Genomic DNA, 3,400 nt, shown 5'->3' on the forward strand with positions numbered 1-3,400 from the left:
GCCCTCGTACTGGATGTACTCGGGCTTCCGGCCGGTGCGGCGAGAGGGCGTGCCGGGCGTCGCGACGGGGCGAACGTTGCCTGCCGCGGCACTAGGCTGCGGCGCTGCCGCGGACAAGGGTGCCGCGGGGTGCGGGCACGCCGTGCGGGGGTGTGGTGCGGTGTGGCGGGCGTGCTTTCCGGCCGTGCGGGGTGCGGTGGCGTGCGGCGGGCCGGTGCGTCGGCCGTGCGGGTGCCGTGCGGGCGGGCCGGTGCTGCGGACGCGCGCTGCGTGCGGCCGGCGGTTGCCCCTGCCGGGAGCCCGCCGGGCCCGGATGCGCATCGGCCCCGCGCGTCTCCGTGCGGGGCCGATGCGGGTGACCGGGCTGCCTCAGCCGGCCGTGTTCGCGTGCTCGGCGTCCTGCGGGCGCACGTCACGCAGCAGGCAGGTCAGCCGCGCGGTGCACACCCGCCGCCCCTCCTCGTCACTGATCACGACCTCGTAGGTGGCCGTGGACCGCCCCCGGTGCACGGGCGTGGCCACACCGGTGACCAGGCCGGAGCGCACTCCGCGATGGTGGGTGCAGTTGAGGTCGACACCGACGGCCATCCTGGACGTGCCGCCGTGCAGCATCGACCCTACGGAGCCCAGCGTCTCGGCGAGCACCGCGGACGCGCCGCCGTGCAGCAGCCCGTACGGCTGGGTGTTGCCCTCCACCGGCATCGTCCCGACGACCCGCTCGGCCGACGCCTCCAGGATCTGCACGCCCATCCGCGTCCCGAGGTGCCCCGCGGAGAACAGAGCCGGCAGGTCCACACCGAGCGCGGCGTACTCGTCGATGACCTCCTGCGGGAACTTCACGTCCTGCTGCTCGCCCATGGGCCCGGCTCCATTCGTCCGTCGTGATACGGCCTGCTCGGCTGAGCAAACGCTCAGTCGGTCGCCGATTGTTCCAGACGGACCACGACGGACTTGCTGGCCGGGGTGTTGCTGATCTCCGCGGTGGCGTCCAGCGGCACCAGGACGTTGGTCTCCGGGTAGTACGCGGCCGCGCAGCCGCGGGCCGTCGGATAGTGCACGACCCTGAAGCCCGGCGCCCGCCGCTCGACCCCGTCCCGCCACTCGCCGACGAGGTCCACGCGGGCCCCGTCGGCCACACCCAGCGCCCGCGCGTCCTCCGGGTTGACGAGCACCACCCGGCGGCCGTTCCTGATGCCCCGGTAGCGGTCGTCGAGGCCGTAGACCGTGGTGTTGTACTGGTCGTGCGAGCGCAGCGTCTGCAGCAGCAGCCGCCCCTCGGGCAGCCGCGGGTACTCCACCGGCGCGGCGGTGAAGTTGGCTCTGCCGGTGGCCGTCGGGAAGCGTCGCTCGTCGCGCGGGGGGTGCGGCAGCGCGAAGCCGCCGGGGCGGGCCACACGCGCGTTGAAGTCCTCGAACCCCGGGATCACGCGGGCGATCCGGTCACGGATCGCGGCGTAGTCCTCCGCGAACTCCTCCCATGGCACCGTGCTGCGCTCGCCGAGCACCCGCCGCGCCAGCCGGCAGACGATGGCCGGCTCCGACAGCAGGTGCGCGCTCGCGGGCTCCAGACGACCCCGTGAGGCGTGCACCATGCCCATGGAGTCCTCGACGGTGACGAACTGCTCGCCGCCGGCCCGCACGTCGCGCTCGGTCCGGCCGAGCGTCGGCAGGATCAGGGCCCGCGCGCCCGTGACGACGTGGGAGCGGTTGAGCTTGGTGGACACGTGCACGGTCAGCCGCGCCCGCCGCATGGCCGCCTCGGTGACCTGCGTGTCGGGGGAGGCGGAGACGAAGTTGCCGCCCATGGCGAAGAACACCTTCGCCTCGCCGTCGCGCAGCGCGCGGATGGCGCGGACCACGTCGTGGCCGTGCGCGCGCGGCGGCGTGAAGCCGAACTCCTTCTCCAGGGCGTCGAGGAAGGCCGGCGCGGGCCGTTCGACGATGCCCATCGTGCGGTCGCCCTGCACGTTGGAGTGGCCGCGCACCGGGCACACGCCGGCACCGGGGCGGCCGATGTTGCCGCGCAGCAGCAGGAAGTTCACCACCTCTCGGATGGTGGGCACGGAGTGCTTGTGCTGGGTGAGGCCCATCGCCCAGCACACGACGGTCCGCCGTGAGGCGAGGACCATCTCCAGGGTGCGCTCGATCTCCTCGCGCGTCAGGCCCGTCGCGCTGAGCGTGGCGTCCCAGTCGGCGGCGCGGGCGGCCTCGGCGAACTCCTGGTAGCCGTGCGTGTGTTCACGGACGAAGTCCTCGTCGACCGCGCCGGGCGTCTCGATGACCAGCTTGTTGAGGAGGCGGAAGAGGGCCTGGTCGCCGCCGATGCGGATCTGCAGGAACAGGTCCGTGAGCACGGTGCCCGTGGTCAGGCCCCTGGGTGTCTGCGGGTTCCTGAACCGCTCCAGTCCGGCCTCGGGCAGCGGGTTCACGCTGATGATCCTCGCGCCGCCCGCCTTGGCCTTCTCCAGGGCGGTGAGCATGCGCGGGTGGTTGGTGCCGGGGTTCTGGCCGGCGACGACGATCAGATCGGCTCGGTGCAGGTCCTCCAGCAGGACGCTGCCCTTGCCGACGCCGATCGTCTCGGACAGCGCCGAGCCCGAGGACTCGTGGCACATGTTCGAGCAGTCGGGCAGGTTGTTGGTGCCCAGCTCGCGCGCGAACAGCTGGTAGAGGAACGCCGCCTCGTTGCTGGTGCGGCCGGAGGTGTAGAAGACGGCCTCGTCGGGGGAGCCGAGGGCGGCGATCTCCTCCGCCACGATGTCGAAGGCGCGCTCCCAGGTCACCGGCTCGTAGTGGTCCGCGCCCTCGGGGAGGTACACCGGGTGCGTCAGACGCCCCTGCTGGCCCAGCCAGTAGCCGCTGCGGCCGGCGAGGCCGGTCACGGAGTGGGCCGCGAAGAACTCGGGCGTGACCCGGCGCAGCGTGGCCTCCTCGGCGACCGCCTTCGCGCCGTTCTCGCAGAACTCCGCCGTGTGCCGGTCGTCCCCCTCGGGCCAGGCGCAGCCCGGGCAGTCGAAGCCGTTCTTCTGGTTCACGCTCAGCAGGGTCAGCGCCGTGCGTCGCACGCCCATCTGCCGCTGCGCGATCCGCAGGGTGTGGCCGACGGCTGGCAGCCCCGCCGCGGCGTGCTTCGGCCCGGTGACCAGCGGCGCGTCCTGGACCGGATCACTCTCGGGCGGCTTCGTGGCCATCGCGGCGCTCCCCTTCGCTGGCACCTGTGAGAAACGTCTCCGATCCTGCCACGGGGCGCCGACACCCGTCCCGGCCGGTACCGCTGTCGACCGGGACCCACGGCCCGCGGGCCGTGACGCCCGCGGCAGGGCCTCGCCGGCTGTGGCTGGGCGTCTTCCTGATGTCCGGCAACGACGCCGTGCACGTGCTGTCCTCGATGAACGGCGGT

Annotated in this window: 2 protein-coding genes; both read right to left on the reverse strand. The window is 73.3% G+C overall.

What is annotated here, in order from left to right; genetic code table 11:
- Window positions 1–369: 369 nt before the first annotated feature.
- Window positions 370–858 (reverse strand): hotdog fold thioesterase, encoded by a 489-nt coding sequence (locus ACWDNY_RS31225; RefSeq protein WP_451649176.1) that lies wholly within the window; start codon window positions 856–858, stop codon window positions 370–372.
- 53 nt (window positions 859–911) lie between these two features.
- Entirely contained in the window at window positions 912–3,191 is a 2,280-nt protein-coding gene (locus tag ACWDNY_RS31230; RefSeq protein WP_451649177.1) for an FdhF/YdeP family oxidoreductase, read from the reverse strand.
- Window positions 3,192–3,400: the final 209 nt, after the last annotated feature.

Source organism: Streptomyces sp. NPDC003697 (assembly GCF_053587115.1).